Origin of the sequence: Granulicella sp. dw_53, from assembly GCF_018449545.1 — a bacterium.
GTDB lineage: Bacteria > Acidobacteriota > Terriglobia > Terriglobales > Acidobacteriaceae > Edaphobacter.
In genome coordinates this window covers 19,629-46,561 of record NZ_JAAVUR010000009.1, presented here as the reverse complement: position 1 = coordinate 46,561, position 26,933 = coordinate 19,629, and the positions used below count along the sequence as shown (strand labels likewise).

Below are 26,933 nucleotides of genomic sequence, written 5' to 3'. Positions count from 1 at the left end.
GCCTGGAGAAGTCCAACGCAAAGTCTTTTCATTCGAAGATTTTGCCCTAAAAAGGGGGGAGGGGGTCGCATGGCGGTAAAGAAGATCAAGGTAATTGGAGGCGGCCTCGCCGGCCCCGAAGCGGCCTTACAAGCCGCAGCGGCTGGCTGCGAAGTCGACCTCTACGAGATGCGTCCGCATCGCTCCACCGAGGCCCACCAGACCGCCGACTTCGCCGAACTGGTCTGCTCTAACTCCCTCAAGTCGGAGTCCGAGAACTCCGCTCCCTGGCTACTCAAGCAGGAGATGCGCCGCGCCAACTCCTTCCTGCTCGCCGACGCCGACGCCACCGCCGTTCCCGCCGGACATGCCCTGGCCGTCGACCGCGAGCTCTTCTCCGCCCGCGTAGCCGCCCGCATCGCCGCGGAACCCCGCATCCAGGTCCACCGCGAAGAGGTCATCACGCTCGACGAGGAAGACCCCGATACCCTGACCATCCTCGCCTCCGGCCCGCTCACCAGCAGCGCGCTGACCAAAGAGCTTCAGCGCCTCACCGGAGCCGATCACCTGGCCTTCTACGACTCCATCTCGCCCATCGTCGACGCCAGCACCATCGACATGGAGAAGGTCTACTTCGCCGCCCGCTACGACAAAGGCTCAGCCGACTACATCAACTGCCCCTTCACCAAGGAGGAGTACGAGACCTTCCTCGACGCCCTGACCACCGCCGAGAACGTCGAGTCCAAGGACTGGGAGAAGTTTCCCGTCGACGGCACCGCCAACAAGCTCCAATACTTCGAGGGCTGCCTGCCCATCGAGGAGACCGCCCGCCGTGGCCGCGACACTCTCCGCTTCGGCCCCATGAAGCCCGTCGGCCTGACCGATCCCAAGACCGGACGCTGGCCCTACGCCGTCGTCCAGCTTCGCCAGGAGAACCTCCGCGCCGACTCCTACAACCTCGTCGGCTTCCAGAACCACCTCAAGTACGGCGAACAGGCCCGCGTGCTGCGCCTCATCCCCGGGCTGGAGAAGGCGACCTTCCTCCGCTATGGCCAGATCCACCGCAACACCTACATCCACGCGCCCTCGCTGCTCACCGAGACGCTGCAGCTCAAGGCTCACCCCAACGTTCTGATCGCAGGCCAGCTCTCCGGCGTCGAAGGCTACACCGAGTCCATCGCCTCGGGCCTGTTAGCAGGCCGCTACGCCGCGCAACTGGCCCAGGGGATCACTCCAACTCCCGCCCCCCGCCTCACCGCCAACGGCTCGCTGACCCACTACATCACCCACGCCGAGACCAAGAAGTTCACTCCGGCAAACATCACCTTCGACCTGCTGCCACCGCTTGAAGAGGAGCTTCGCAAAAAGATCCGCGACAAGAAGGAGCGTCACAAGCTCCAGTGCGAGCGCGCCCTCGCGGCGTGGGACGCATGGCTGGAGCAGAGTGCAGTCGAAGCTACTCCTGTTTCTTCTTATTCCGCGCCTTGATCTTGAACCAGATGGGACTTCCAATAAACCCGAAGTGCTCCCGAATCTGGTTCCCCAAAAATCTCTCGAACGAGAAATGCATCTTCACATCCTTATCGGTAAAGAGCACAAACGTCGGAGGAGCAACAGCAGCTTGTGTCATATAGTAGATCCGCACGCGCTTGTTCATTGGAACACTGGCCTTCTGGAAGTCGACCTTCTCCAGGAACTTGTTCATCTGTCCTGTGGTCACGCGCTTCCTGCGCTCGCGTGAGACCAGCTCGACCTTCTTGAAGACCGACTCGATATTCTTGCCATCGGCAGCCGAGATGAACAGCAGCGGAGCATATTCCAGATACTTGAGCTTGTCCCGAACCTCCTGCTCATAGCTCTTCTGGTCCGCTGGCGGTTTGCCGTCGAAGAGCCGCATTCCATCCGCTCCAACCTTCGTCATCAGGTCCCACTTGTTGACGATGATGATCACCGAGCGTCCGCTCTCATGCGCATATCCACCGATGTTCGCATCCAGAGCAGCGATCCCTTCGCCCGCGTCGATGATCAGCAACGAGACATCGGCAGCCTCAAGATGCTTCCGAGCCATGATCACGGAGAGCTTCTCCGCCATGAGCTTGGTCTTGCCCTTGCGTCGGATTCCCGCTGTATCGACGAACCGGAAGCTGTGACCTCCGCGCTCTACAACCTCATCGACCGCGTCGCGGGTCGTTCCGGCGATAGGCGAGACGATGGCTCGTTCCTTGCCCGTTAGTGCATTCAGCAAGGTGCTCTTACCGACGTTCGGACGTCCGATGATCGCGACCTTGGTCTCCTTCTGGTCGTACTCACCATGCGAGCGCAGCCGCCGAATCGGCCCAGTTGGCGGAGTCGCCGAAACCAGCGTGGGCGAGAAGTCCGGTCCATCCTCGTCCTCTTCCATCTCATCGCCAGTCGATAGCATCACCGCTTCGGGCTCTTCCTCGGGCTCCTTCGGCTCCGGCAGCGACTCGAAGACCTCATCCAGCAGATCCCCGATGCCGACTCCGTGCTCGGCCGAGATCGGCAGTACGTTACGGAAACCCAGGCGGCGGAAGTTCTCCGCCGCGGAGTTCATCGACTCCGCGTCCATCTTGTTCACGGCCAGGAAGACAGGCTTTCCGCCGCGCAGCAGCAGCCGTGCCAGCTCCAGGTCCGGCGAGGCCAGTTCCGTTCGTCCATCGACCACCATGACGATGGAGTCGGCCTCTTCCAGCGCAACCTGCGCCTGCCGGAAGATCTCACTCGGAATCAGCGCCTCGTCGTCCGGCACCACGCCGCCGGTATCGACGATGCGGGCATCGCGTCCCATCCACTCGATCTCACCGTAGATGCGGTCCCGCGTGATTCCAGGCTCATCGCCTACGATGGAGCGCCGCGATCCCGTCAGCCGGTTGAAGAGCGTGCTCTTGCCCACGTTGGGCCGCCCGCAGACGGCGATCAGCGGCAGATTGCTCAGGTCGATGCTCGGCGTGTCCACGACCATCTGCGATGCCAGCAGCTCGATATCGCGCCAATCCTCCTCGCGCCCATCCATGTTGGACGAACGAGGCGTCTGCCGTCCGACGATTCCATCCGCCGGTCTCTCGGAACGCGATGGTGCAGGCTTCGTCCCCGGCGGAGTCTTGGGAGCGCCTGCGCGCTTCGCCAGCTTACGCGGAGTGCCACTTACGGCTCCCTCGCCGCGAATCGCCTTTCGCTTCTCGCGGTCGGGGGACTGCTTCGTCACCCGAGCTGCCTTATCGACCTCTGCCCGCTTGGTGGAGAGGATCTTCCGCTTGCGCGGGTCTACCGCGCCGGTCGTCGGCGTGCTCTTCGGGGCTCGTCCCTTTTTGGGCCGCGTGGCCGCTTGCCGGTGCTTTTTACCTAATCTCTTCTTGTCGTCTCGTTGCGCCATATTCGTGCCTAACTCTCTCCCGCTGCTTGAGCCTGCGGAAAGGCTGTCTCTGTAAGACTACCCTCCGCGGCTGTTATTCTGCAGGCAACAACGAATCGAGTCGAAACAATGCAGCTTTGCGGGAAGAAATCTACGGGCTTCGCCTTCAAAAATGGGTTCGTCGCGGCTGCGATGACTCTTGTTATGGGCTTCGCCAGCACGCTACAGGGACAGGCTACCCCGCCGCGTCCGGAGGTCGAAGTCGCCGCGATTCACCGAAGCGCTCCCGGCGGAGGAGACCTGGGCAACGTCCACATCACCCCGAGCAGGTTTGAAGCCCATAACATGACAGTCCGGAAGCTGATGTACATCGCCTATAAGGTGAAGGCCGATCGCATCGTCGGTGGGCCCGGCTGGCTCAACTCGGAGACCTACGACATCACGGCGGTGGTGGACGATATGGCTGGCGATAACTTCCCGCTGACGCTCCAGACCCTGCTCGAAGATCGATTCAAGCTGAAGATCCATCGCGAGACCAAAGACGCTCCGGTCTACGATCTCACCCTGGCTAAGGGCGGCCTAAAGATGCAGCCGACCAAACCAGGAAGCTGCGTCCCGTTCGACCTCTCCAAGAACCGTCCCACGCAAAATCCCGACCAGTTGCGTTGCAACACTTGGACCGGGACCCGCTCCGGCTTCCGCAATGCGATCGGAGTCACCATGACGGATGCGGCCGGAGTGGGCTTTCAAAGCCTGACCGGCCAGCTCTCATTGATATTGGACAGACCTGTCATCGACCAGACTGGCCTCCAGGGCCTCTTCGATGTGCATCTGGAATGGACTCCCGATGAGATCGCCGCCACCGCTCCTGTAGATGCAGGGCAGCCCGCTCCGTCGGCCGAGACTGCTCCCTCGATCTTCGTCGCCGTCCGGGAACAGCTTGGCCTCGAGCTGAAGCCGGGCAGGGGACCAGTGACCGTGCTCGTCATCGACAGCGTCGACAGACCCTCAGAGAACTAGCAACAGTATCGCCGGCTCGACCCGCGAACTGCAGGATTGGCCCCGTCCATTGGAAATTTCTCGACTTCCTCCCTATCGAAGGAAACGCGAATATCATGGACACAGCCGCTGTGTCTTCGCCCATCCAAATCGCGCCCGTTCCCGCGGCTCAGCTTCCTGATCGCTTGCCCACGCTCCACCAGTTTTTTTCTCCGGGCGGTATCCTCTCCAAATCCAGTCTGTCCTTCGAGCATCGTCCCGGCCAGTACGAGATGGCCAAGGCGGTCGAGAAGGCCTTCGAGGACAAGCGCCATCTCATCGTCGAGGCCGGAACGGGGACGGGAAAGACCCTCGCCTACCTGCTGCCCGCTCTGCGTATGGCACGCGAGCGCCAGCAGCGGGTCATCATCTCTACGGGCACCAAGAATCTCCAAGAGCAGCTCTACTTCAAGGACATCCCTTTTCTAGAGTCACTTCTGGGCCCGTTGAAGGTCTGCTATATGAAGGGCCGCGGCAACTATCTCTGCAAGCACAAGCTGTACGCGCTGCGAGGCAATCCGCTGCTGAACGGCCTGGAAGAGATCGATCAGTTCCACCACATCGCGCAGTGGGAGAAGACCACCATCACCGGCGATCGCGCCGAGATCGACCGGCTGCCGGAGACCTCGCCGCTCTGGGCCAAGCTCGACGCCCGGACCGAGGCGTGTCTGGGTACGACATGTCCTGACTGGGAGAACTGCTTCATCACCTCCATGCGGCGCAAGGCGCTGGAGTCGGATATCGTCATCGTCAACCACCATCTCTTCTTCGCCGACCTCTCCATCAAGCAGCAGGCGGCCAATGCTCCCGACGCAGGCATCCTCCCCGAAGCCGCGGCCGTCATCTTTGACGAAGCACATGAGCTTGAAGAGGTCGCCTCCAACTACTTTGGTATTGGCCTCTCAACCCAACGGATCGACGAGCTCACCCGCGATATCGAGACCATGCTCAAGGCGAAGGATGCTCTCTCCAGCTCTCTCGTCAGCGCCTGCGCCACTCTCAAGGATAGAAGCCGCCTCTTCTTCAGCGCGCTGCCGGGAGATGATCCCTTCGCTCCGCCCATGCCGGGCCGTATGCCTTTTGACCAACGCGAGTCCTTCCTCGAAGAGTCCGGCGACACCTACACCGGAGCCCTCAACGCGCTCCAGCGGCTTGAGGGCGAGCTGGATCATCTGCGCAACGTCGACGAGTCGACCGGGCTCCGTAAACGCACCGCCGACATCAAGCACCATCTCAAGTTTCTCCTCGAGTCCGACGATCCCAACACAGTCTTCTGGGTCGAACGGCGCGCCGCTGGTGGAGTCCGCAACCTTGCCCGGTCCACTGCCGCCTTCCACACCCATCTGCAGGCGACTCCTATCGATGTCTCGGAGCTCCTCTCCACTACGCTCTTCGATCAGTACGCCACCGTGGTCCTCACCTCTGCGACCCTCACCGTCGCCAAGGGCTTCGACCACATCCGCAAACGCCTGGGTCTGAGCCTTGGCACACGCGAGCTGATCGTCCCTTCTCACTTCGACTATCAGAAGCAGGCGCTGCTCTATCTGCCGCCGAACATGCCCGATCCCCGCGAGCCCGACTTCCAGACCAAGGCCACCGAACGCATTCGCCGTCTGCTCGAGATCACCAAGGGTCGCGCCTTCTGCCTCTTTACCAGCTACAAGCAGATGCGTGAGGTGCATGACCGCCTCCTCGCCGAGCTGCCGTATCCGCTGCTGCTACATGGCACTGCGCCGCGTCACGTTCTGCTCCAGCAGTTTCGCGACACCCCCAACGCCGTCCTCTTCGGAACGTCTTCCTTCTGGCAGGGAGTCGACGTGCAGGGCGAGCAGCTTTCGTGCGTCATCATCGACCGCTTGCCCTTCGCTGTCCCTTCGGATCCAGTCGTCAAGGCGCGCATGGAGGCCATTGAAGCGCTGGGTGGCAAGCCCTTCTTCGACTACCAGGTTCCCAACGCCGTCATCACATTGAAGCAAGGCTTCGGACGCCTGATCCGCTCGCTCAACGACCGAGGGGTCCTTATGCTGCTCGATCCCCGCATTCAGCGGCAACGGTATGGCCGCATCTTCCTCGACTCGCTCCCGCCCTACCGCCTCACCCAGGAGATCGCCGACGTAGAACAATTTTTCGCGAAGCCGGAGTAGCGTTCCCGATAGATCTATGGATGAACGACTCTAAGTCCAAGACGCTGCTCAAATGCATCAAAATCAGATGCCGAGGTGTACGAATCTCACAATCGTGTGTATCGCACAAAAGAGGAATCTCTATTTCATCCACTCTCCAACCACCCGCTCCCCCACCGCATAAGCTGACTCCAACGCCGGAATATAAGCGGTATAGCTCCCATGTTTCTCGCTCGCCAGGCTCTCTGCTGCTGTGACGCCAGCCGGAGGCATATCGAAGTTACTGGCCGTCCGCAATAGCAGAGCCTTATTCCAGTCCGCCTTCCCCTGCTTCGTCAAAGCCTGCAGCGCCAGCATTGTGCCTGAGTCATTCATCGCCGTAGTTCCCAGCTTCGCCACTCCGTCCGTCTCAAGCGCCATCCAGCGATGGGCCCACGCATCCATCTTCGCTCCATGCCAGAAGATCTCCGTCGCCATATTGGCTCCCATCTGGACCTTCGGACCGTCCTTCGTTCCAGCCGCATCCTTGTATTGGATGCGAAGCCTCTTCATCGCGGCATCCTCAGGCAACTCCATCTCCTTCGTCATCTCATAGGCCCAACGCATCAGCGCGAGGTTCATGCGAATCACATTCCCTCTTCGATTCGCGCGCGCTTCGTCTCCACTCCATCTGCGAACGTCATCCTCCCAGCCCGCGCCACCCTTCGTATCGCCCTGCATCGTTGCATCCAGCGATAGAAAACCATCCGACCATGTCACCGGCGTCTCGCGCGGATCGATCTCCTTCGCGAGATCCCCATTCACCACGAAGTCCGTCCAGACCGCCGCGCCGACCGTTCCATCCGCCGGTGAGATCCCTGCAATCCCATTGATCAGCCAATGACTCTCCCGCAGATCGAAGCGCGGATCGGCTCCCAGCGCCATCAGGTTCACGCCTGGCTTGATATTGCCCGGCCCCACCGTCACGGCAATCTCCGTGCCTGCCGCATTTGTCCGCACAGCTCGCGTCATCCCCGGCACCTCAATCTTCCGGTCCAGATGATCTCGCTCCACCCAGAACTGCAACTCCCCCGGACGGTCGCCGGTATCTTCCCCTACTTCGAAGTAAGTAACGACTACGACCTTCGGCTGCATCACGGCGATAACTGGCTTCACTCCGGCGACCTGAGCGTAAGCACCAAAGGAACAAAAGCCAGCCGCAATCAAGGCGAGGGAAGGGAAGAACGACCAGGTATTTCGCATAGGACTAGCTTTACACAGCTCTTCCGGCAGCTTCGCCAACCGTCAAAACTCCAGCATTCTCGCTATGCAAGCCCTTCATAGCACCTACTTAACAGAAAACTCGCCAGAGTGCCACCATAGTGGTACTAATCTTTCACGAGCATCTCTTGAGGCATCCTAGTTCTCATGTCCAGAAGTGCAGTACTGAATCGATGGAAAGGTCCTTCGATTCGCTTGTGGTCTGGATCGTGATCCTCCATGGTTAATTTTGTCGGCGCGGAAGTAGAACGTCTCTCGGGCCTCAGCCCTCGCTGGTTGGTCTTCCCCGCGCCTCTGGAAGATCGCTTTGAAGCGAATATCTCTCCACGCCGTTGCAAACGATTCTGGTGGGAGGGGCTGCTCGCAATCTGCATCTTCGACGCTTTTCTGCTCGCAGATTACCTTGGCCGGCCTGAACATTTCTGGCGCTCAGTCATCGTCCGTCTCGGAGTGATGACGCCCATCGCCCTGGCGGTCGACTTCAGCATGTTGCGAAAGCCCGGCAAAGTATTTCGCGAGGCAAGCTTCGCCGGCATGCTTGCCTTCGCAGCGCTGTCTCAGCTATATCTGGACTCCAATCAGAACATCGTTGCCTCGGCTTACGCCCAGACCGCATTGGTTGCCGTGATCGTCTTCGCGAACACTTCCATCCGGTTGCAATTTCCATATGCGTTGGTCGCGTCCATGGCCATCATGCTGGGCGATATTGTGTTCCTGTTTCAAGATGCTTTTTTGACTCACGACCAGAAGTTGTTCGGCTTTGGTCTGACCTTCGCCACCACCTGCGTCACCATGCTCGCCAACTACAGCGCAAACCGCGAGGAGCGTCTCAACTTTCTGCTTTACCTGCGTGGGGATGTCTTGATCCAGGACCTTAAGGTTGCCAACCTGGAGCTGTCGCAGATGGCCGAGAGCGACGGACTGACCGGCCTCGCTAACCGGCACTTCTTCGACTCCCGGTTTGAGGAGCTATGGGAGACAGCCGTCGCGGACGGAACCGCATTCTCCATCGTCATGGTCGACGTCGACCACTTCAAGCACATGAACGACACCTATGGGCATCTCAGCGGCGACAGAGTTCTGAAGCGTATCGCCCGCCTGATCACCGAAGCGCTTCGCATGACAGGAGACTTTGCTGCTCGCTTCGGCGGAGAAGAGTTTGTTCTACTTCTGCCGTCAACCCATCAAGTTGCCGCATTGCAGGTGGCGGAACGCATTAGAAAACTCGTCGAGGTCGCCGGCTTTCCTCCGCTCGACGCCTCGCGGATTCCGCTGCAGCGTGAGATTACGGCGACCGTCTCCTGTGGAGTTGCCACTGCCCATCCTGTTGCAGGCGAAGACCGGCGGCATCTGCTCGATGCAGCCGACAAGGCACTCTACCAGGCAAAGACAGACGGTCGTAATCGTGTCTGCTTCGCCTCCTGATCGCCGTCTCATCAAATTGCTTAGTGTTTTGCTGCTCTACAGCGAAGTAAGAGGAAGATCGATCACCACGGTGGCGCCTGGGTCTTCGGCGTCTGTGCCGCCGATCACCTCAATCTGACCTCCCCGCTTCCCCACGAGTTGTTTCGCGACCCACAGTCCAATCCCTGTCCCAAGATTGCCCTTGGTCGTAAAGAAGGGCTCAAAGATCCGCGCAACATTCTCCGGTTTAATCCCTGTCCCGTGATCTCGAATCACAACCCGAACCCCCAGGGGCCCCTCCAAGATCTGAATGCAGAGCGGACCGCCCTTCGGCATGGCATCGATGGAGTTCGCGATGACGTTCGACAGTACCTGCAGTAACTCGCCTTTGCTGGCGACGATGGGCATTCGGTAACCGAAACGACGTTCGACCGTTATCCCTCGATTCGTCATCTTCGACTGGTTGACCGCAAGAACGTCGTCGACTAACTCATGGAGACAGATCTCCGCCGGAGTTCCGGTATCGCGGTAGAAGCCAAGCGTTCTGCGCGCGATATGCGAGACTCTCTCGATCTCTTTCTCGGCGGTTCGCAGATAGTCCATCGCTTCGCTATCCTCTCCGCACCCCATCCGTGCAAGGAAGATTAGGTTGACGATCGATTCCAGGGGATTATTGATCTCATGCGCGATGGTGGCGGCCATCCGGCCGGTGGCGGCAAGTTTTTCAGATTGGATGAGTGCTAACTCCATCTGCTTCCGAACCGAGATGTCGTGGGCGACCTTCGAGCTTCCAATCACGGTACCCTCGCGGTCTCGGATTGGGGATATCGTCAGGGACACCTCGATCATCCCTCCATCCTTGCCCATCCTCCGCGTCTCATAGTGATCGATGCGTTCGCCTGCTCTTAGCCGCTGCAGAATCTCCATCTCCTCCGCGTGAAGATCTTCAGGGATGAGTCGCAGGATCGACTGACCGATCATCTCCTCCGCCAGATAGCCGAACATCCGGCAAGCGGAGCGATTCCAACTGGTGATGATCCCATCCAGGGTCATGCTGGTAATGGCATCTTCGGAGGATTCGACGATCGCTGCGAGGCGGGAACGCGCCTCCTCGTTGCGTCTGCGCTCGGAGATGTCACGAGCGATCTTGGACGCTCCAATGATGCGCCCTGAATCGTCCCGGATCGGTGAGACCGTCAACGAGACATTCAGCCTGTCGCCATTCTTTGTGAGGCGGACCGTCTCGTAGTGATCGATCTTCTCGCCCATCTTGATCCGGCTTAAAATCCCGGTCTCCTCGTCTCGGAGCTCTGCCGGGATCAGGCGCAGGATCGACTGCCCGATCATCTCGTGCGCCTCGTAGCCGAATATGCGAGTGGCAGCCTTGTTCCAACTCGTTAAAATGCCGTTGAGAGTCTTGCTCATAATTGCGTCGTCGCAGGAGTCCACGATTGCGGCAAGCAGCAAGTGAGGATGTTCCGAAATCTCTTTAGACATGTCTTCCGTCGTCGGCATTACTTGATGTGATGCGAGATAGATCGCCTATAAGCGGTCCGGGGACTCAAAATCGTTCCAATTCTGAGATTCACGGAATCTATCTTGACTCTGTGGGGTTACGAGCGACTTCACTGTCCGATACGCTACCATGGACGGCGGAGAAATAGATGCCCTTTCGCTGGACTCGCCGCACCTTTATTGCCACCTCTGCCTCCACCCTTGCCGCAGCCCAGCTTCGCGCCGCAACCCCCGCCTCAGAGACCCTCGTGTACGTCGGTTCCACCGCAAAGGGTGAGGGTGCAGGCATCTACACCGGCTCCTGGAAGCCCGCCACCGGCACCCTCTCCAACTTCCGCCTCGCCGCACCCGCTAACTCTGCTGGTTTCCTGGCCGCAGGCGCGATCGACGGCAAACGCTTCCTCTTCGCCGGCCACCAATCCGCTCCCAAGGTGGGAGCACTCAGCGCCTTTCAGGTAGACCCTTCGGGCGACCTCCATCTCGTCAATACCGTCACTGTGCCCGAGTTCGACATGGTCCACACTGCCTTGGACCATACTCGCCGCTGTCTGATCACCGCCAGCTACGGCACCGGCAAGGTCCTCTCCGTCAAGATCGCCTCCGATGGCCGTCTCTCCGAGCCTGTCTCCCAGTTTCAGCTCTCCGGCCACGGCCCTAACGCCTCGCGTCAGAGCTCTCCCCACGCACACGGCGTCGCCATCTCCCCCGATAACCGCTTTGTCCTCATCAACGACCTCGGCGCCGACCGCATCATGGTCTACAAGCTCAACCCTGCCACCGCCGAACTCACCCCCAACGATCCTCCCTACTTCACCGCCGCCCCCGGCTCCGGACCGCGTCATCTGGCCTTCCATCCCAACGGCAAGTGGGCCTACAGCATCAACGAGCTCGACTCCACCCTCACCCAGCTCAGTTGGAACGCCACCACCGGCACCCTCACCCTGATCGAAAGCACCCCCACGCTCCCCCCGGGTGGAGACGTCGCCAACAACCGTGCGGGCGAGGTCGTCATCGATAAGTCAGGTCGTTTTCTCTACGGCTGCAACCGCCAGGCTCCCGAGGAGCTGCTCGTCTACGCCATCGATCCCAAGGGCCACCTCACCCTCGTGCAGCGGCAGCCCCTCGGTGGGAAAGAGGCCCGTGCGTTCAACATCTCTCCGGAAGGGAACTACTTCCTCGTCGCCGAGCAGTTTAGCAATCAGCTCACCGTCTTCGCCCGCAGCCCCCAAAAAGGCGATCTCAAGCCCACTTCGGCCCAATATCCCGTCAATAACGCCTCCTGCGTCGTCTTCATCTGATGCCCGCCATCGGATGGGGCCAGTAGAATAGCTTTAACCCCATGGGACGGAACCTCTACATTCTCGCCGCCTCTCTGCTGCTCTTCGCCTTGGTCTCCTGCGGAGTGGCCTACACCAACATCGCCCAGCAGCCTGGCTCGCCCGGCGATGCCTCCCTCTGGCGCACCATGGGCCTCGCCCTCTTCGTCCTCTCTCTCGTTGTCGCGCTCGCCGGAATCCTCTCCTCCCTCTTCGAGCAGGCCGAGCGCCGCGCCGAGGAGGCTCGCCGCGCCAAACGCAAACAATAGCCCGCTTCAACCTTTCCCCTCCCAAAACGTTACAATCGATAGGGCGAACCCGCCCGTCGCCCGCTCCCATCAAATCCCATGAGCGAGGCAATCAGATAAGGAACGAAGCATCATGTTTGAAGTCACCGTAGAAGCCGGTTTCTCGTCCGGCCACTACCTCCGCAACTACCGCGGCAAGTGCGAGAACCCCCACGGCCATAACTACAAGGTCTTCATCACCCTTGTCGGCGAACAACTAGACGAAGCTGGCATGCTGCTCGACTTCAAGCTCCTCAAACAGGTCATGCGCCCCACCGTCGAATACCTCGACCACAAGATGATCAACGACCTGGAGCCCTTCGTCTCCGAGATCAACCCGTCAGCCGAAAACCTCGCGAAGTACTTCTACGAGCAGACCAGCGTCCAGCTCCACGAGATGACCGCCGGCCGCGTCCGCGTCAAAGATTGCACCCTCTACGAGACCGACACCAGCTTCGCCCGCTACTACGAATAGCCGCCGTATACTATATCGGTGGAGGTGCGGGATGCAGGTAGAAATTAGCGATCAATATAGAGAAGCGCTGATCAAGCAGGCCGAAGAATCTGACCTGACTGTCTCGGCTTTTCTCGAACGTCTTGTGCAGGATCACATCCATCAGATGGAACAAGCCCCGCATCGCAAGCAGGCCATTGGCGATCTCATCCAATTCATGGAGACAAATACCGCCACGTCAGGACGCGGCGACATGGACTGGCGTGAGTACATTCATCAAGGGCATAAGTATTGAGCTTTTCGAAGGGTTTCGTGCTCGACAGCTCCGTCGCTCTCAGTTGGTGTTTCGCCGATGAAGAGAATCCAGAGAGCCTCCGCATCTTGAAGCTCTCAGTGGACGCCGTTCTCCTGGTTCCTGTCTTTTGGCACGTTGAAATGGCGAACATACTCGGTCTCGCTTTGAAGACAAACCGAATGACCCGCACCCAACTGACGACAGCACTCTCCAGAATCGACGCATTAGGCATTGCGACTGCTTCGGAACTTATTCCTCTTCAATCCCAACGCATTCTCAACGTGATGGCTGACTACGATCTGACCGCGTACGACGCTTGTTACCTCGACCTCTCCCTCGCGACGGAGCTTCCCCTGGCCACCTTCGACAAGAAACTCACCGTGGCCGCCAGACGGGCCAACGTTGAATTAATCGCAACGCAAAAGTTCTAGGTCCCATGCACTTAATCGAACTCTACAAATCGGTCCAGGGCGAATCCTCCTTCGCCGGTCTTCCTTGCATCTTCGTCCGCCTCGCCGGCTGTAACCTGCGCTGCGCCTGGTGCGACTCCGAGTACACCTTCTCCGGGGGTAAACCCTTCACCGAGGACGAGATCGTCTCCCAGATCGAAGCTCTCGCTCCCTGCCGTCTCGTCGAGTTCACTGGCGGCGAACCCATGCTCCAGGCGAAAAAACTCCTCCCCCTCATGCGCCGCCTGCTCGACTCCGGCTACACCCTAATGATCGAGACCTCCGGCGAGCGCCCTCTCGCTGACGTCCCTCCGGCCGTCCACAAGATCGTCGACGTCAAATGCCCCGGAGCAGGCTCCGCCGCCAACTCCTTCCGTATGGAGAACCTCGCCGCCCTCACCAAGAACGACGAGGTAAAGTTCGTCCTCTCCCACCGCGCCGACTACGACTTCGCCCGCGCCTTCATCCTCGAGCACGACCTCAACGCCAAAGCCGGCGGCGTCCTCCTCTCCCCGGCCTTCAACAAATCCCCCAGCCCCCTCCGCACCACCGACAACGCCACCCTCGACCCCCGCACCCTCGTCGAGTGGATGATGGCCGACGGCATCGACGCCCGTCTCTCCCTCCAGATCCACAAGTTCATCTGGGAGCCCATGAAAAAGGGCGTCTGAAGCTGGCGGCTAACACAGGCATCGGAGTACAGTTAGACCCGAAGTCCAGGGAGTCCGTCATGCTTCGACATCTCTCCACCGCTCTCGCTGCAACCTTGCTCCTCGTCTCGTTCGCCCTGGCTGGCGGTAAGAGCAAAGACAAACCCACCCTCCGCTCCTACTTCCTCACCGCCCACACCGTCGCCGTCATCGTCGACCCCTCCGCCGGCGTCTCCCTGGAAGACCCACGCGCCAACCAGATAGCCCAGAAGGACGTCGAGGCCGCCTTAACCAACTGGGGCCGCTTCTTGCCCGTCCTCGATACCACGCAAGCCGACCTCATCATCGTCATCCGCAAGGGAAGTGGCAGACTCACGAACGTCACCGTACCCGACGCCCGCCAAAACAGCCGCCCCGGAAGCATCACCCCCACCGACGACGGAATCTCCCTCGGAGCCCAACGTGGAACTCCACCCCAAACCTCCACCGGCCCCGCCTATCCGCCGATATCCTCACGCCCTCAAGCAGAGATCGGTGGCTCCGAAGACTCCTTCCTCGTCTACGAAGGCACCGTCTCGAATCCCCTCGACGGTACCCCCGGCTGGCGATACGACGCGCCCGACGCCCTCCACTCCCACAACGTTCCCGCCGTAGACAGATTTAGAAAGGCCATTGCGGACGCCGAGAAAGCCGCAGCGGCCAAGCAGTCACAGCAGAATCCCCCATCCGCTCAGACGAATCCGTCCACCCCACAACAGTCCAATCCATAACCAGGCTGAAGATCCCACAGATCAGCTAGAGCGTTCCCACCGCGCCACCAAACAACGTCCCCCGACCCAGCAACCCCAGCGGATCCAGCCGCTCCTTCACCCGCCGCATCGCCCCTATCTCCTCCGGCGAGTACTGCAACTCCAACAGCGGAGCCTTCCGCTTCCCCAGCCCATGCTCCGCCGACACCGTCCCACCCAACTTCACTGCATGCGTCGCAAACTCCTTTAGCATCCCCGTCGCGACATCGGCATCCCCTTGCGAGGCAGGAAGCATGTTGACATGCAGATGCGCATCTCCGATATGCCCGTAGATCACATACCGCCCCGGTAGCTCCGCTTCTAGCCGCTCCCGGTAATAGGCCAGCATCTCCCCATTTCGAGCGATCGGCACAGCATAGTCCGTCCCCATGTTCATAAAGCCACGCCGCCGCAGCGTCTCGATCACCAACTCCGGCAGGGAATGGCGAAACCCGCGAAACCTCTCCCGGTCCTTGGCTCCCACCGCGAACCACGAAGCCTCGATTAGCGCCCGCGCCTCCTCCAGCCGAGCCTCCCACGCATCCACATCATCTCCCTCCGCCTCGATCAGCAACGCCGCCGCTGCCTCCAGCGGAATCTCGGGATACCGCACTCGCAGCATCTCCAGCGCCCTCTGGTCGGCATACTCGATCATCCGCAGCTCAGCCACCGACCGCCATCGCTCGACTGCCTTCAACGCATCCTCATCCGAAGCAAAGAAGATCACCCCGGAGAACAGATCCTTCGGCGTCGGCAACAGCCCCACCTCGGCCTCCAGGATCACTCCCAGCGTCCCCTCCGATCCGCAAAACAGATCCACCCACTCCATCCCCGGCTCCAGCCGATACCCCGCCGTATACTTCGTCGTAGCAGGCACCGGCATCTGCGGCACCTCGAAGTCGATCAGCTCTCCCCGGCGAAACTCCCGCACACTCCCATCCATCAACGCCACCCGCAACGCCCGCAGATGCCGCCGCGTACTTCCAAACCGGAAGCTCCGCGACCCGCTCGCATTCGTCGCAATCGTTCCTCCGATAGAAGCCGTCATCTCCGTCGGGTCCGGCGCGTAGAACTGCTCCGTCCGCGCTGCGGTATCGCGTAACTCCATGAGCGTTACCGCCGGTCCCACCCTTGCAAAGCCAGGCTCAATCTCCATCTTGCGGAACCGCTCCAGCGACAGCACCCACCCACCCTGCGGCACTCGCGCCCCCGTCAAGCCAGTCCCCGCGCCCGCAAGCGTCAGCGGCGTCAAGGTCCGCACCGCCTCCGCCAGCACCTCCAACACCTCGGCCTCGGTCTGCGGCACAAACACCCGCTCCGCCCACCCTGTGTATCCCGAGGCGTCCGTCAGATACCGCGCGTCAACCGTCTCCATCGCGACGCCTCATCTGCCCCACACCGAGTCCAAAAACACATACCGTCCTCGCCATGCATCGGCTTTGGCCTCCGGAGCAGCGTCCAGATGCATCACCTGCCAGTCACCCGTAGCGCTATACGTCGGCCACTTCGGCAGTCCCGGCCCATTCGGATCGCCCATCCTCGCGAAGTTCGTCCAGTACTGGCCGATCTGGTCCGACAGCTTCCGGTCCTCTGGCCTCCATACCGCCTCAGCCCGCGAGTCCAGCGTCCCGAAGACATACTCGATATCGTCCGAGTGAAAAGCCCCCAGCGCCGCCGCATGATTCTTATCCCCCGGTGACCCCAGCGTAAAGAAGTACCGGTACACCGGAGCCTTGCCCGTTTGCACCTGCGCCTCCATCCAGCGCCACGTCGAGTAGGCAATAAACTTGTCCCCGCCATAGTCGCCCGTAGAGGTCGCGGCATCCGCGTCCGTGCTCCCCGGATACACCGCCAGAAAATCCTTCGCCCGCGCCCCAAACTCCTTGTCCGCCTGCGCTGCAAAGGTCGCCACCGTGGGCTTCTCTTTCGCCGTCACCACCGCGCCTCGCCCTTCATCTGCGTTCCACCCCGCCAGCACCGGAATATGCGCCTGCTCCCCCGCCGCATAGATCGCCGGCAGACCCTTCGGCAGGAAGTACCCATCCACATCCGGCCCGAACCGTGCGGCTCCCTTCGCCGTCACCGCCCGCACCATATCCTCCGTCGAGACCCGCCGCAGCTCCGCCAGCTTCGTCGTTCCAAACGCTCTCTCGGCAAACTCGCTATCCCGCTTCTCCCGCACCTCCCGCGGTTCAAACCCCAGCCCCGAGCTATACAGCGCACCGCCACTCTCTCCAATCGCCTTCGCCATCAGTCCCTTCGACAGCGGAGAGGCCATCACCGCGCTCACCGCAAACGAACCCGCCGACTCTCCGAACACCGTCACATTGCCCGCATCGCCTCCAAACGCCGCGACGTTCCGCTTCACCCACTCCAGCGCCGCTGCAATATCCATCAACCCATAGTTGCCGGAAGCACTCTTGCCCGACTCCGCCGTCAGCTCCGGATGCGTCATATACCCCCAGATCCCCAGCCGATAGTTCATCGACACCACGACGACGTCCCTGTGCGCCAGGAACTGTCCATCCTGCCGCTTCTCCGACGTGCCACCCGTAACAAACCCTCCGCCATAGATCCACACCATCACCGGCAGACTTCCCCGCTTCGCACCTACCGGAGCCCACACATTCAACGTCAGACAGTCCTCGCTCGGCCCCGGATCGTGAAACTGCATATCCGGATACCCACCCGTCTGCACGCAGTGATACCCAAACTCCTTCGCCGACCGCACGCCGCTCCACTTCGCCGCAGCCTGTGGAGCCCGCCACCGCAGATCCCCCACCGGCGGAGCCGCATACGGAATCCCCTTGAACGCCACCACCTTCTGGTCTACGGTCAGCTCCCCTTCAATCACTCCGCCATCCGTCTTCACCTGCGCCGGACCCACGGCCAACGCCACCACGGGCAGCATCGCAACCAAACCACCCACCATCGTCTTCAACAAACCCTTATACAAACGCTGCCCCATGAGTTTTCTCTCCGCAGAAAAACCTAACACACCACCCCCATGAATCCCCACTCCCCCAAAAACATCAAAGACAAGTCAGCCACAGGCACCCAACGGTACAAAACTCTATCCCATCTCTTATCGCCTTAAAATCATCTAGATCACCGTTACGCTTTTTGCCCCTATGTAGCGACGAACCACCGGAGAACTCATGCAAATCGGCATCGATAGCTTCGCCGCAGCCGTCTCGGACCCATCCACAGGAATCGCCATCTCCCCCACCGATCGCCTCCGCAATCTCATCGAAGAGATCGTCCTGGCCGATCAGGTCGGCCTCGACAGCTTCGGCATCGGCGAGCATCACCGCCCCGAGTACCTCGACTCCGCTCCCGTCATCATCCTCTCCGCCGCTGCCTCCCGCACCCAGAACATCCGCCTCACCAGCGCCGTCACCGTCCTCTCCGCCGCCGACCCCGTCCGCGTCTTCCAGGAGTTCGCCACCCTCGACCTCCTCTCGAACGGCCGCGCCGAGATCGTCGCCGGCCGTGGCTCCTTCATCGAGGCCTACCCTCTCTTCGGCTTCGAGCTCAAGGACTACGACTCCCTCTTCGCCGAAAAACTCGATCTCCTACTACAGATTCGCGCCCACCCAAATCTCCACTGGTCCGGCAAACATCGCGCCCCGCTCACCGGACAAGGCATCTTCCCCCGTCCCTTGCAAAACCCGCTCCCCATCTGGCTCGGCGTAGGAGGCACCCCGGAGTCCTTCGCCCGCGCCGGGATGCTCGGCCTGCCCCTCATGGTTGCGATCATCGGCGGCGAGCACCACCGCTTCCGCCCCCTCATCGACCTCTACCGCGAAGCGGGTGCCCGCTCCGGCTTCGCCCCCGAAGCCCTGAAGGTCGGCATTCACTCCATCGGCTTCCCCGGCGATACCAACCAACAGGCCGCCGACGACTTCTTCCCCGGCTACGCCCGCGCCTTCACCGAGATCGGCAAGGAACGTGGTTGGGCTCCCACTACCCGCGGCCAATACGACGCCCTACGCGGCCCCACCGGAGCCCTCCTCATCGGGGACGCGGAAAACGTAGCCGAAAAGATCATCCGTATAAACGAGTCCCTCGGAGGCATCGCCCGCATCACCTTTCAGATGACCGTGGCCACCATGCCCCACGCCAAGATGATGCATGCTATCGAAGTCCTCGGCACCCGCGTCGCGCCCATCGTCCGCAAGCACTTCGGAATCGCCAGGATTTAATCCGCAGATCTTAGAAATGGAATAAGCGCCACGTCCAGGGTTCTTACCTAAGCCATGCCTACGACACAATGGGGATCTCAGATTACCTTCGGCTGGGAGTTCGAGGAACAAACACCGAGAATTCTCAACTGGTATAAGCCCACCTCGTTCAAGGGGACCGATCAAGCCTGGATCGCTCTTTCAAAGGAAGAAAAAGAAAAGTCGGTCCGGGTAGGCCAACCGGACTTCAGTTGGAACAACTTCGTCAAACTCGGGACTGCACCTGGTTATCTCTCCTACAGGGTTCGCCAGGAGGTGTTTGCACCCACCTGGGAGATTTGTTGTACAGAGTATCCGACCACGGTGGACGCACTCTTTGAGCAAATGCTGACAGTCAAGAGGGCCATGCTAGCGGAGTGGGGTGGGTTTCAAGTTCACATTGTCTTCGATCGCCCTCCTGCTCAAAAGCTGGAATACCATTCGCAACTGGCGAGCCTGTATCAACTTCTAAACGACTACGCATTCGCAAAGCTCGCGAAAAGAGACGACGAGGCTGGCTTCAGCCGATTGCTGGGAGCTTATGGGCACCCACTCACGGGGCTGAGAGACCATCTCATATCAGAGGAAGTACTCGACGGTCCTGATTCGGAAGGGGTCTCTTCGGGGACCTACAAATATCACTACGTAGGTCTCCGCGACCTATACGGCAATAGAAAAATTGGCTTTGAAATTCGGGCTGGGTGGCAAAGTCAAGAGACGAAGCTTAGGAGCCTGATTGAAAGATTGACGAATACGCTCGGATCGCTCAACACTCCGTTCAGCGTCAAGAACAATCGTGGTGATGGAGCCGCAAAATTCACATTGCTCAATCACTTTGACTTCCACGAATCGAGATACAGGCGAGCGGATGCGCTTGGCGAGGATTTCCTGCTCAATTTACAAAAAGAATCTGAAACAGTTTTTAAACTATTGGAAAAGTCTTCACAGACCCAATTCAGCTATCCCAGCTCGTCGGAGATTCTCTTTTCGCGGTGGATGTTGGCATTCGCGCCTTGGGAAGATCATCCGTCCATTAGCGAAAGCGACTCGATGAAAATCTCGATCAAGTCGCGCAGAGATCAAAATATAAGTTTGCTGAATCGATACTTCCAGAAACTCCTGCCTGAGAAACCCGGAGCGAATACTACCTATGTAAGCGACTGTGTCCGGAACTTCTTTAAAGAGACATCACTTCATTCTTATCTCTAAGATCCAAGACAAACTCGCCGAAAGCGAACTCTCTCGCGACGACATGAGAAGCCTCCTTCCACTTGGCTGGATTCGACTCCGTGAGTCAATTTCATCCATATTTTTAAGGTATCAATCCGTCACTCCTCGATATTGGACATACAAGATCCCGCGGACCTAACCTTAACCATAAGGAGATCCTATCTTGGCAATTACCGGAACAAAAGACACAACCTGCTTCGTCTGCGGTCCTGACAATCCCCTCGGCCTGCAGGTGCCCTTCGAGCAGGACAGCGAGTCAGGCAGCAAGGCCCTCTACATCGCCCGAAAAGAGCACGGTGGTTGGAACGGCATCCTCCACGGTGGCGTCACCTTTTCGCTCATGGACGAGGCCTTCGGCTGGTGCCTCTTCTTCCAGAACATCCCCTCCGTCACCGCCCGCATCGACACCCGCTTCCACAAGCCCATCCCCATCGGAACGCAACTCTGCATCCGGGCCTGGGTCGTACGCCAGCGCGGAAGGCTCTTCGACGCCAAGGCCGAGGTCAGATTAGGCGACGCAGAAGGCGTCCTCTTCGCCGAATCCGAAGCCGTGCTCTACCGGCTCGATCCCGTCTCTAAACCGGAAGCCGTCCTCGCCGCCCAGAGCTTGTAAGTAAGGTCGAACAGCGGCGCAGTCATCACCGTGGTGATCACCGCCATCAGTATGAACAGCGTAAACAGCATCGGGCTGAGGATCCCTTCTTTGTACCCGATGTTCAACACGATCAACTCCACCAGCCCGCGCGTATTCAGCAACACCCCCACTTGGGCCGCCGCCTTCCACGGCATTCCGGCGGCCCTCGCCCCCAGCGAAGCGCCGCCAATCTTCCCCGCGACAGCCGCCAGCAAAATGATCCCCAGCCAGCCCAGCCCCTCGCCGGAGAAGATCTCCCGCTGCATCTTAAGCCCGGTCATCGTAAAGAAGACCGGCAACGCCAACCACAGCACCGGCTGAAACAACCGCCGCAGGATCGCCTCCAGCGGCTCATCCCTGCCACCTACCTCATGCTCCACCCGAGGAACACAAAGCCCCGCCGCAAACGCCCCAAAGAACGCATGCACCCCCAGCGCATCCGTAGCCCTGGCGCTGACAAATGCAATCGCCACCATCACAGGCACCCAAAGCCACGTAGGAGGCCGCCGTCCCGCAAAGACCTTCGCAGCCAGCGGCCGCACGACAAGAAACATTACCCCGAGATAAACCAGCAACAACCCGATCCGTCCCGCAAACGTCCCCGCGACGGCCCCTCTTCGCAGCGAAAGAGTAAAGACCAGCAGACACCATCCCAGCAGATCGTTTGCCGCCGCACACACCATCGCCAGCGTCCCCACCGTCGCATCGATCGCCTGCCCCATCTGCCTGCGGTCCTCAAGAATCCGCGCCAGCACCGGCATCGCCGTGATGCTCATCGCGATCCCCACGAACAACACAAAGCCCAACCGCTCCGCATGCCCCACCCCAAACCGCCCAAACAAAACCACCGCCAGCCCCGCGCCCAAAGCAAACGGCACCCCGACACTCCCCGCAGTGACAGCCAGCACCGCTCCCCGACTCTGTCGAAGCGCGCTGAAGTCCAACTCCGCGCCCATCAAAAACAGAAACAGCCCCAGCCCCACCGTACTCACGCCCTCCAGCAACGCAAAGCTGGAGGGCGCAAACAGAAACCCAAACGCCACAGGAAACATATGCCCCAGCACCAGCGGCCCCAGCAGCAACCCACCCGCAATCTCCCCCACCACCCGCGGCTGTCCCACCCGCGTTACCAACGCGCCACACACCCCCGTAGCCACAAGGATCACCACCAACTGCAGACCCAACAGCAACGCCTGCGACACAAACTCGACGATGTTCACCCGTCAGCCCGCCGCTGCTTTCGCCGAGCCTCGATCACGATCACCAACTCCGTCAGCAGCAGAATCAGTCCCACCGGCATCATCCTCATCCCCAGCATCGCCGGCCACAAAAGATTGAAGTCGGCCACCCAGTCCACCACGATCAACACCGCCCCACCCACAAACAGCCCCGTCCCTGCCCATCGCCTCAACCGCGCCGAGATCTCGCTCTCGTTCTTATGCTCCTTGCCGCGAATCTCCCGTACCGGCTGCGACCCGAACCCATGATGGTCATAGATCCTGCAGCGAAGCCCCGGATAGATCCCAACCTGCTCCTTCGCATACGTCTCCGCCTCCGCCAGCGAGCCGAAGACCGTACAGCTAATCGAATCAAGAGAGCTCCCCTCAGGCAAACCCGAGTACAGCACCGCATACTCACCCGGAGCCATGCGCTCATTCCAACTCTGCGGCTGCGCCTTCAAATCAAGGAGCGGCAAAGTTCGAGACTGACTCATAGCCAAAAGTATACCAACCGCAAACCCACCAAACTCCTTCAAGCCTTCACCTCACTCATGTATAAAGACCACTCACCCGAAAAGGAAAAGAACATGAACGTCTGCTCGAACAAGTTGTTCTCCGCCCCCCTCCTCGCACTCACGTTGGCCGCAGGAGCAGCCCCCCTCCTCGCCGCCCCACCCGCACTTCCCGCCGCTTTCAAATCCCAAACCGTCCACAGTCCCGCCGGCGCGGACATCTACGTCCGCTCCGCCGGCCACGGCCCCGTCGTCGTCCTCATCCACGGCTACGCCGAGACCAGCGACTCCTGGGCTCCCCTCGCCGCCGAGCTCATGAAGTCCTACACCGTAGTCGTCCCCGACCTCCGCGGCATCGGCCGCTCCTCCAAGCCCGCCACCGGCTACGACAAGAAGACCCAGGCCGCTGACATCCGCGCCGTCGTCACCACCCTCGGCTTCGACCGCGCCTTCGTCGTCTCGCACGACATCGGCATTATGGTCGCCTACGCCTACACTGCCCTCTACCCCGATAAGGTCGAGCGCCTCGTCGTCATGGACGCCCCCATCCCCGGCATCGCCCCCTGGGACCAGATCGTCCTCGACCACCGCCTCTGGCACTTCTCCTTCTGGGGCCCCGACGAAGAGCGCATCGTCCAGGGACGCGAGCGTCCCTACCTCGACCGCATCTGGAACGCCTTCAGTGCGGACCCCCACCAGCCCGACGAAGCCACCCGCGCCTTCTATACCGCCCAGTACGCCCAGCCCGGAGCGATGCGCACCGGCTTCGCCCACTTCCAGGCCTTCTCCCAGGACGCCGACGACAACAAGCTCTTCCAGCGCACTAAACTCACCATGCCCGTCCTCGCCGTAGGCGGAGAAAAATCCTTCGGAGCAACCGAAGCCATCGTCATGCGCAACGTCGCCACCAACGTCCGCGAAGCAGTCATTCCCGGCGCCGGGCACTGGCTCATGGAAGAGAAGCCCGAATACACCGTCAACCTGATCCGAGACTTCCTCAAAGACCCCACTGCAGCAAAATAAAACCATTCAGGTAGCCCATTCGCCATCCCGTCCCAGACAAGTCGGTGTCATCCGTGAAAATCGGTGTTAAGCCTTCATCAAGGCAGCCACAAGACCGCCATTAGCTCAACTCGCCAAGCTACGAGAGAATAGGAGATACGTCGAAAAGCAAAAAAAGGGAAGCAGGAACGTCAATGCAGTGGAATGAAGCAAGAAGAGAGGTGCTCGCCGGACTAACCGCAGCCCTGTCGTTAGTCCCCGAAGTCGTCGGATTTGCACTCGTCGCACACGTCAATCCGCTGGCGGGACTCTACGCCGCGTTCATCCTCTGTCTGGCGGCGGCAATCTGGGGCGGACGCCCCGGTATGATCTCCGGCGCCGCAGGGTCGATGGCAGTCGTCTCTGCGGGCCTCGTCGTACAGCACGGCGTCGAGTACCTCTTCGCTACGATCCTCCTCACCGGTCTGCTGCAGATGCTCTTCGCATGGTTCAGATTAGGCAAGCTCATCCGCATGGTCCCGCACTCGGTTATGCTTGGCTTCGTCAACGGCCTCGCCATCATCATCGCTTCAGCTCAACTGCAACACTTCCACACGCACTCCGCTACAGGGTCGGAGACCTGGATAGCTCCCGCCAATCTCTTGAAGATGCTCGGCCTCGTAGCAGTCACGGTTCTGGTCACCGTACTGCTGCCTCGCGTGACAAAGGCCTTCCCCTCCGCCCTGGCAGGCATCCTCGCCGCAACCGCATGTGCCCTCGTCCTCGGAGTGCATACCCGCACCGTCGGAGATCTCGCCTCCATCCACGGCACCCTTCCGCACTTTCACCTTCCCCATGTGCCCTACACCCTCACAACCCTCCGCATCATCCTTCCCTATGCGCTCGTCCTCGCGACCATCGGTCTGGTCGAGACTCTGCTCACGCTCAATCTCGTCGACGAAATAACCGACACCGCCAGCCGCCCCAACCGCGAGTCCATGGCCCAGGGAGCAGGCAATCTCCTCTGCGCCTTCTTCGGTGGCATCGGAGGCTGCGCCATGATCGGTCAGAGCATGATCAACCTCAACGCAGGAGGCCGAAAGCGTCTCTCCGGCATCGCCGCTGGCTGTTTCCTGGTCGCGTTCATTCTCTTCGGCTCCAATCTCATCGAGCGAATTCCACTCGCCGCTCTCGTCGGTGTCATGTTCGTCGTCGCTGCTGAAACCTTCAACTGGAAGAGCCTGCGCAACCTCCTCCGCATCCCGCGCCACGATGCGATGGTCATGATCGTTGTAACCGCCGTCACCGTCTTCACCAATCTCGCCATCGCCGTCGTCGCGGGTATCGTCATCGCGGCGCTGGTCTTCGCCTGGGATCACGCACAGCAGCTTCAGGTAGAGATACTGGACCTCCCGGGCCGCAGAACCTACCGTCTACGCGGCACTCTCTTCTTCGCCTCCGCCACTCAATTCACCCGCTTCTTCCGCCCCAAAGAAGACCCCGCAGAGGTCTATCTGGACTTCGATCACGCCCGCATCATGGACTCCTCCGCGCTCGAAGCCATCGAAACCCTCGTCGGTCGCTATCGCGATCAGGGAAAGCTTCTTCATCTGCGCGGGCTCAGCGAAAACTGCGACGAACTTCTTCGCCGCAAGGACGGAACCTGGCCGATCCTCTCCGCCGCAGACTAAGGAAGCTCATTCATCAAGAAGAGAAGCATCAGCCTTGCCGACTCTGCAACGGCTTCGAGATCGACTCTAAACTCTTACCCGCAGCCTCCACCCCAATCAACTTCTCGCAAACCGCCCCACCGATCATCAAAGCTGCCCCAATCCCATACCCAATCGCAACATCGCCCTTCGATCCCGTAGCGATCAACGCCCCAAACAGTAGTGGAGCCCCCACCCCACCGATCAGCGTTCCAATCGCATAGAACATCGCAATCGCGAACGCCCGTATCTCCAGCGGAAAGATCTCGCTCACCGTCAAATAAGCCGCGCTCGCCGCCGCCGAAGCCACAAAGAAGATCGCCGTAAAACAGATCCCCATCCCCTTGGCCCCAATCGTTCCATGCACAAACGGCAGCAGCGTCCCCGCCAGCAGCAACCCCGAGATCCCATACGTTGCGGTAATCATCGGCTTGCGCCCAATTTTGTCGAACAGCGGCCCCAGAATCATCGGCCCAAAGAAGCTTCCTACCGCGAACGGCAGCAGGTGCAGCGGAATCTCCTTATCCGTCACATGAAAGAACTTCTTCACTACCAGCCCATACGTAAAGAACACCGCATTGAAGAAGAACGACTGCGCCGCCATCAGCACCAGCCCCAGAATCGACCGGCTCCGATTCTCGCCCCACATGCTCTTGAAGATCTCGCGCCACGGAGTATGATCGCGCACCGCGATCTTCAGCTTCTCTCCCTCCGGAGCCGGCAAACTCTCCGGCCTCCCTCGCGAAGCCTGCCTCTCAATCTCCCCTACGATCTTGTCGGCCTCCTTCTCGCGGCCTCGCAGCATCAACCACCGCGGACTCTCCGGCACATACAGCCGCATCACCAGCACCGCAATCCCCAGCGCTCCACCAATGCCGAAGGCATACCTCCAACCAATGTTCTGCGGAATCCCATGTCCTCCCAGCAGAAACAGCGCCGCCACAGCACCAATGGAAGCGCCCACCCAGAACGTCCCATTCACTACCAGGTCCACCGTCCCACGTACCTTACCCGGAATCAGCTCATCCACCGCCGAATTGATCGCCGCATACTCCCCACCGATTCCAACTCCCGTAAAAAAACGGCACACCGCGAAGCTCCACAGATTCCAAGAGAAGGCACTCGCCGCGGTAGCGAGGGAGTACGTAGCCAGCGTAACCAGAAACAGCTTCCGCCGCCCCAGCCGGTCTGTCAGATATCCAAACAAAATCGCCCCCAACACCGCTCCCGCCAGGTACGTCGTAGCCGCGCCCGACACCTGCTGATCCGTCAAATGCAACCCATCCCCACTCTGCAGAACGCCCGACAGCGAACCAACCAGCGTCACCTCCAGCCCATCCAGCAGCCACGAGGTCCCCAGCGCCGCAATGATCCGCGCATGCCAACGCGACCACGGCACACGATCCAGCCGCGCAGGAACATCCGTCTCGACGACGCGATCCTCTCCCTTCTCTCCCTCTTCTTTAGTCCGCATTCGTCGGCTCTCACTCCCT

At 60.3% G+C, this 26,933-nt stretch carries 24 protein-coding genes; 16 read left to right on the top strand and 8 right to left on the bottom strand.

Translation table 11 applies throughout. From position 1 onward, the window contains the following. Positions 1-69 precede the first annotated feature (69 nt). The gene (gene trmFO, locus HB393_RS15110; protein WP_213806024.1) at positions 70-1,467 is read left to right on the top strand and encodes a methylenetetrahydrofolate--tRNA-(uracil(54)-C(5))-methyltransferase (FADH(2)-oxidizing) TrmFO; all 1,398 of its coding nucleotides are present in this window, start codon (positions 70-72) and stop codon (positions 1,465-1,467) included. On the opposite strand, the gene der is transcribed toward trmFO, so the two are convergent. Then, on the bottom strand, positions 1,436-3,373 hold the full coding sequence (gene der, locus HB393_RS15105; protein WP_213806023.1) for a ribosome biogenesis GTPase Der: 1,938 nt from the start codon (positions 3,371-3,373) through the stop codon (positions 1,436-1,438). The genes trmFO and der overlap by 32 nt on opposite strands. A gap of 108 nt (positions 3,374-3,481) precedes the next feature. On the opposite strand from der, the gene HB393_RS15100 reads away from it, so the two are divergent. Further along, on the top strand, positions 3,482-4,372 hold the full coding sequence (locus HB393_RS15100) for a TIGR03435 family protein (protein WP_213806022.1): 891 nt from the start codon (positions 3,482-3,484) through the stop codon (positions 4,370-4,372). 95 nt (positions 4,373-4,467) lie between these two features. Beyond that, the gene (locus HB393_RS15095) at positions 4,468-6,534 is read left to right on the top strand and encodes an ATP-dependent DNA helicase (protein ID WP_213806021.1); all 2,067 of its coding nucleotides are present in this window, start codon (positions 4,468-4,470) and stop codon (positions 6,532-6,534) included. A gap of 120 nt (positions 6,535-6,654) precedes the next feature. On the opposite strand, the gene HB393_RS15090 is transcribed toward HB393_RS15095, so the two are convergent. After that, positions 6,655-7,755, bottom strand: a complete 1,101-nt coding sequence (locus tag HB393_RS15090) for a purine nucleoside permease (protein ID WP_213806020.1) — start codon at positions 7,753-7,755, stop codon at positions 6,655-6,657. 237 nt (positions 7,756-7,992) lie between these two features. Between HB393_RS15090 and HB393_RS15085 the strand changes: the two genes are divergently transcribed. Next, entirely contained in the window at positions 7,993-9,198 is a 1,206-nt protein-coding gene (locus HB393_RS15085; RefSeq protein ID WP_213806019.1) for a GGDEF domain-containing protein, read from the top strand. A gap of 36 nt (positions 9,199-9,234) precedes the next feature. Here the strand turns inward: HB393_RS15085 and HB393_RS15080 are convergent, their stop codons facing one another. Continuing rightward, on the bottom strand, positions 9,235-10,674 hold the full coding sequence (locus tag HB393_RS15080) for a PAS domain-containing sensor histidine kinase (RefSeq protein WP_213806018.1): 1,440 nt from the start codon (positions 10,672-10,674) through the stop codon (positions 9,235-9,237). A gap of 167 nt (positions 10,675-10,841) precedes the next feature. Here HB393_RS15080 and HB393_RS15075 point away from each other — a divergent pair, with 167 nt between their 5' ends. From HB393_RS15075 to HB393_RS15045, 7 genes are all read left to right on the top strand, one after another. After that, on the top strand, positions 10,842-11,990 hold the full coding sequence (locus HB393_RS15075) for a lactonase family protein (RefSeq protein WP_213806017.1): 1,149 nt from the start codon (positions 10,842-10,844) through the stop codon (positions 11,988-11,990). Between the two features lie 41 nt (positions 11,991-12,031). Next, the gene (locus HB393_RS15070; RefSeq protein WP_213806016.1) at positions 12,032-12,277 is read left to right on the top strand and encodes a hypothetical protein; all 246 of its coding nucleotides are present in this window, start codon (positions 12,032-12,034) and stop codon (positions 12,275-12,277) included. Positions 12,278-12,389: 112 nt separating this feature from the next. Continuing rightward, the gene (gene queD / locus HB393_RS15065; RefSeq protein ID WP_213806015.1) at positions 12,390-12,770 is read left to right on the top strand and encodes a 6-carboxytetrahydropterin synthase QueD; all 381 of its coding nucleotides are present in this window, start codon (positions 12,390-12,392) and stop codon (positions 12,768-12,770) included. Between the two features lie 31 nt (positions 12,771-12,801). After that, positions 12,802-13,044: a hypothetical protein gene (locus tag HB393_RS15060; RefSeq protein ID WP_213806014.1), complete on the top strand. Its 243-nt coding sequence runs from the start codon at positions 12,802-12,804 to the stop codon at positions 13,042-13,044. After that, positions 13,041-13,475, top strand: coding sequence for a type II toxin-antitoxin system VapC family toxin (locus HB393_RS15055; protein ID WP_213806013.1), 435 nt, complete (start codon positions 13,041-13,043; stop codon positions 13,473-13,475). The genes HB393_RS15060 and HB393_RS15055 overlap by 4 nt, the downstream gene beginning before the upstream one ends. Before the next feature lie 5 nt (positions 13,476-13,480). After that, a complete protein-coding gene (locus HB393_RS15050; RefSeq protein WP_213806012.1) occupies positions 13,481-14,164 on the top strand; it encodes a radical SAM protein in 684 nt (227 codons plus the stop codon). Between the two features lie 59 nt (positions 14,165-14,223). Beyond that, positions 14,224-14,913 (top strand): hypothetical protein, encoded by a 690-nt coding sequence (locus tag HB393_RS15045; RefSeq protein WP_213806011.1) that lies wholly within the window; start codon positions 14,224-14,226, stop codon positions 14,911-14,913. 25 nt (positions 14,914-14,938) lie between these two features. On the opposite strand, the gene HB393_RS15040 is transcribed toward HB393_RS15045, so the two are convergent. Continuing rightward, the gene (locus HB393_RS15040; RefSeq protein ID WP_213806010.1) at positions 14,939-16,306 is read right to left on the bottom strand and encodes an FAD-binding oxidoreductase; all 1,368 of its coding nucleotides are present in this window, start codon (positions 16,304-16,306) and stop codon (positions 14,939-14,941) included. A gap of 9 nt (positions 16,307-16,315) precedes the next feature. After that, positions 16,316-17,899: a carboxylesterase family protein gene (locus tag HB393_RS15035; protein ID WP_255551176.1), complete on the bottom strand. Its 1,584-nt coding sequence runs from the start codon at positions 17,897-17,899 to the stop codon at positions 16,316-16,318. A 190-nt stretch (positions 17,900-18,089) separates the two neighbouring features. Between HB393_RS15035 and HB393_RS15030 the strand changes: the two genes are divergently transcribed. From HB393_RS15030 to HB393_RS15020, 3 genes are all read left to right on the top strand, one after another. Next, a complete protein-coding gene (locus HB393_RS15030; protein ID WP_213806009.1) occupies positions 18,090-19,136 on the top strand; it encodes an LLM class flavin-dependent oxidoreductase in 1,047 nt (348 codons plus the stop codon). A gap of 54 nt (positions 19,137-19,190) precedes the next feature. Further along, positions 19,191-20,363, top strand: a complete 1,173-nt coding sequence (locus tag HB393_RS15025; protein WP_213806008.1) for a hypothetical protein — start codon at positions 19,191-19,193, stop codon at positions 20,361-20,363. A 184-nt stretch (positions 20,364-20,547) separates the two neighbouring features. Then, positions 20,548-20,997 carry a PaaI family thioesterase gene (locus tag HB393_RS15020; RefSeq protein ID WP_213806007.1) on the top strand — a complete coding sequence of 150 codons (450 nt, stop codon included), beginning with the start codon at positions 20,548-20,550 and terminating at the stop codon, positions 20,995-20,997. Here HB393_RS15020 and HB393_RS15015 read toward each other — a convergent pair. Both HB393_RS15015 and HB393_RS15010 read right to left on the bottom strand, forming a co-directional pair. After that, positions 20,940-22,238, bottom strand: coding sequence for a cation:proton antiporter (locus HB393_RS15015; RefSeq protein WP_345945217.1), 1,299 nt, complete (start codon positions 22,236-22,238; stop codon positions 20,940-20,942). The genes HB393_RS15020 and HB393_RS15015 overlap by 58 nt on opposite strands. After that, a complete protein-coding gene (locus tag HB393_RS15010) occupies positions 22,235-22,732 on the bottom strand; it encodes a hypothetical protein (protein ID WP_255551174.1) in 498 nt (165 codons plus the stop codon). Before HB393_RS15010 ends, HB393_RS15015 begins: the two co-directional genes overlap by 4 nt. A gap of 93 nt (positions 22,733-22,825) precedes the next feature. Between HB393_RS15010 and HB393_RS15005 the strand changes: the two genes are divergently transcribed. Both HB393_RS15005 and HB393_RS15000 read left to right on the top strand, forming a co-directional pair. Next, positions 22,826-23,773, top strand: a complete 948-nt coding sequence (locus tag HB393_RS15005) for an alpha/beta hydrolase (RefSeq protein WP_213806006.1) — start codon at positions 22,826-22,828, stop codon at positions 23,771-23,773. A gap of 173 nt (positions 23,774-23,946) precedes the next feature. Continuing rightward, the gene (locus HB393_RS15000) at positions 23,947-25,422 is read left to right on the top strand and encodes a SulP family inorganic anion transporter (RefSeq protein ID WP_213806005.1); all 1,476 of its coding nucleotides are present in this window, start codon (positions 23,947-23,949) and stop codon (positions 25,420-25,422) included. A gap of 28 nt (positions 25,423-25,450) precedes the next feature. On the opposite strand, the gene HB393_RS14995 is transcribed toward HB393_RS15000, so the two are convergent. Beyond that, a complete protein-coding gene (locus HB393_RS14995) occupies positions 25,451-26,914 on the bottom strand; it encodes an MFS transporter (protein WP_213806004.1) in 1,464 nt (487 codons plus the stop codon). Positions 26,915-26,933 lie beyond the last annotated feature (19 nt).